At 71.0% G+C, this 3,362-nt stretch carries 3 protein-coding genes and 1 pseudogene; 1 reads left to right on the plus strand and 3 read right to left on the minus strand.

What is annotated here, in order from left to right:
* From ACLBYD_RS10195 to pafA, 3 genes and pseudogenes are all read right to left on the minus strand, one after another.
* A pseudogene (locus tag ACLBYD_RS10195) lies at positions 1 to 364 on the minus strand (protein pafC); the annotation flags it as partial.
* Positions 361 to 1,356: a helix-turn-helix transcriptional regulator gene (locus tag ACLBYD_RS10200; RefSeq protein WP_447816333.1), complete on the minus strand. Its 996-nt coding sequence runs from the start codon at positions 1,354 to 1,356 to the stop codon at positions 361 to 363. The pseudogene ACLBYD_RS10195 and the gene ACLBYD_RS10200, both read right to left, overlap by 4 nt.
* A gap of 67 nt (positions 1,357 to 1,423) precedes the next feature.
* On the minus strand, positions 1,424 to 2,782 hold the full coding sequence (gene pafA, locus ACLBYD_RS10205; protein WP_026061779.1) for a Pup--protein ligase: 1,359 nt from the start codon (positions 2,780 to 2,782) through the stop codon (positions 1,424 to 1,426).
* Positions 2,783 to 2,813: 31 nt separating this feature from the next.
* Here pafA and ACLBYD_RS10210 point away from each other — a divergent pair.
* A partial coding sequence (locus ACLBYD_RS10210; protein ID WP_447816334.1) for a phosphatase PAP2 family protein occupies positions 2,814 to 3,362 on the plus strand: 549 nt, incomplete at its 3' end.

The following is a 3,362-nucleotide window of genomic DNA, read 5'->3' on the forward strand; positions in this document are numbered from 1 at the left end:
CCGCCTCGATCTTCGCGATCGCCGACTGCGCCGCGGACGGGTCGACGACGCCGGGCATCTCCTGCAGTGACCGCAGCGCCACGAGCAGCGCGGTGGCCTCGGTGGAGGTCAGCCGCAGGGGTCGTTCGATGCCGGCGGTGAAGGTCACCACGATGCTGTCCTCGGAGAACGACAGGTCGATCAGATCACCGGGTCCGTAGCCGGGCAGCCCGCACACCCACAGCTGGTTCAGATCGTCCATCACCTGCTTGGGCGTGACCCCGAGATCGCGGGCGGCCTCGGCCGCACTGATCCCCGGGTGCGCCAGGAAGTAGGGCACGAGATTGAGCAGTCGTCCCAGTCGCGCCGACAGTCGTGTGCTCATCGCTCCTCCTCCCCCGCATCCGCGACCGCCTGTTCGAGGATGCGGTGCACCTCGGCCCGCAACTCCGGTGGGTCGAGCACCAACGCGTCCGCGCCCTGCCCGGCGACGATCCGGGCGATCCATTCCCACGAGCGCACCGGCACCTCGAGTTCCACCCCGTCGCGGTCGCCGATCCGCCGGGCCGCGCCGGTCCGTCCGAGCCGGCGTAGCTCCCACGCGCGTCCATCGGCCACCCACAGCCGTGCCGATCCGCTGACCTCCGCCGGGGAGGTCGCGGCGAGCACCCGCCCCCGCAGATCCACGCCCTCCGGGATCTGCACCGCCCCCTCGGGGCCGATCGCGGTGATCTCGTCGCCGATGCGCGAGAGCCGGAAGGTGCGCACGGCGTCGCGGTCGCGGTCGTGGCCGACGAGATACCAGCGGCCGTGCACGGTGACCACACCCCACGGTTCGACGGTGCGTGTCGACCACGGCTCGGTGGGGGAACTGCGGTGGGTGAACCGCACCGCGCGGCGCGCGTCGATCGCGGCGAGCAACGCGGTCAACGCGGGTTCGGAACCGCGGGCGCGCGGCGGCAGCGGTGCGACGACCTCTCCGCCGTCGGAGTCGACACGGATCCCGGCGGCGCGCAGCTTGAGCACCGCGCCCTGCGCGGCGGCGGTCAGCTCCGGCGATTCCCACAGCGCGGCGGCGACGGCCACGGCGGCGGTCTCCTCGCGGGTGAGGTCGATCTCGGGCAGTTCGTAGGCGTCGCGGTTGATGCGGTAGCCCTCCACCGTCGACGACCGCGACGGCCGGCCCGTCTCGAGGGGCACCCCGAGATCGCGCAGTTCGTTCTTGTCCCGCTCGAACATGCGGCTGAACGCCTCGTCGCTCGCGCATTCGGAGTAGCCGGCCACCGAGGCACGGATCTTCTCCGCGGTCACGAACTGTCGGGTGGACAGCAGCGCGATGACCAGGTTCACCAGCCGTTCGACTTTCGAGATCGCCACGCGCCAACCCTAGTGCCCGCGCGCCGCCGGCACCGCATCACCGTCCATCGGNNNTGGACGGCGGTACTTACATGGAGGCGATGAGCCGTTCGACGCGTTCGTCGACGGACCGGAACGGGTCCTTGCACAACACGGTGCGCTGCGCCTGGTCGTTGAGCTTCAGATGCACCCAGTCGACGGTGAAATCGCGGCCCGCGGCCTGCGCGGCGGCGATGAAATCACCGCGCAGCTTCGCGCGGGTGGTCTGCGGTGGGGTGTTCACCGCGGCGTCGACGGACTCGTCGTCGGTCGCCCGCGCCGCCAGTCCCTTGCGTTGCAGCAGGTCGAACACGCCGCGTCCGCGTTTGATGTCGTGATAGGCCAGGTCGAGCTGGGCGATCTTCGGGTCGGACAGCTCCATGTTGTAGCGGTCCTGGTAGCGCTGGAACAGCTTGCGCTTGATCACCCAGTCGATCTCGGTGTCGACCTTCGCGAAGTCCTGCGATTCGACGGCGTCGAGGACGCGGCCCCACAGGTCCACCACCTGCGCGACGTGCGGGTCGGGTTCGCGCTGGTGCAGATATTCCACCGCCCGCGCGTGGTATTCGCGCTGGATGTCCAGGGCGCTGGCCTGCCGGCCGCCGGCCAGGCGCACCGGGCGCCGGCCCGTCAGGTCGTGGGAGACCTCGCGGATGGCGCGGATCGGGTTGTCGAGCGCGAAGTCCCGGAACGGCACCCCGGCCTCGATCATCTCGAGCACCAGCGCCGCCGACCCCACCTTGAGCATGGTGGTGGTCTCGGACATGTTCGAGTCCCCGACGATCACGTGCAGGCGCCGGTACTTCTCGGCGTCGGCGTGCGGCTCGTCGCGGGTGTTGATGATCGGCCGCGACCGGGTGGTCGCCGACGAGACGCCCTCCCAGATGTGCTCGGCGCGTTGCGACAGGCAGAAGGTGGCGGCCTTGGGGGTCTGCAGCACCTTCCCGGCGCCGCAGATCAGCTGGCGGGTCACCAGGAAAGGCAGCAGCACATCGGAGATGCGGGAGAACTCGCCGACGCGGGCGACGAGATAGTTCTCGTGGCAGCCGTAGGAGTTGCCCGCCGAGTCGGTGTTGTTCTTGAACAGGAAGATGTCGCCGCCGATGCCCTCCTCGGCGAGACGCTGCTCGGCGTCGATGAGCAGTTCCTCGAGGACCCGCTCACCGGCATGATCGTGCTCGACGAGCTGGAGCAGGTCGTCGCACTCGGCGGTGGCGTACTCGGGGTGCGAGCCGACATCGAGATACAGTCGCGCCCCGTTCCGCAGGAAGACGTTCGAACTGCGCCCCCAGGACACCACCCGGCGGAACAGATAGCGGGCCACCTCGTCGGGGCTCAACCGACGATGCCCGTGGAAGGTACACGTGACGCCGAACTCCGTCTCGATACCCATGATTCGTCGCTGCACACCTCGACAGTACCGCGCGAACCCGACCCCCATGGGTCGCAACGACATCTACGGTCGAGGTGTGATCGTTCCCGAGCGTTACCGCACCGCCGACCGGGCCCTGTTCGAGCGCTCCGGGGCGCTGCGCGCGTCCCCCGCCGACCCGCTGCTGCGCGATCTCGGACGCGCCGCCAACCACAGTGTGCTGTGGGTGGCGTGCGCCGCGGTGTGCGCCGCCGCCGGCGGTCACGCCCGCCGCGGGGCGGTGCGGGGTCTGCTGTCGGTGGCCGGGGCCAGCGCCCTGACCAACGGGCTGCTCAAACCGCTGTTGCCGCGCCGCCGACCCCCGGCGCGCACCGACCCGAAGTTTCGGCGCCGCACGGTGCCGATCCCCCGCTCGTCGTCGTTCCCGTCCGGGCACGCCGCGTCGGCGGCGGCCTTCGCGACCGGGGTGGCGCTCGAATCCCCTGCGGCCGGGGCGGTCCTGGCGCCGCTGGCCGCGGCGGTGGCCTATTCGCGGGTGCACACCGGCGTGCACTGGCCCGGCGACATCGTCGTCGGCGCCGCGGTCGGGGCGACGGTGGCGTGGTCGACGCGCCGC

This window comes from Rhodococcus sp. C26F (assembly GCF_053345925.1).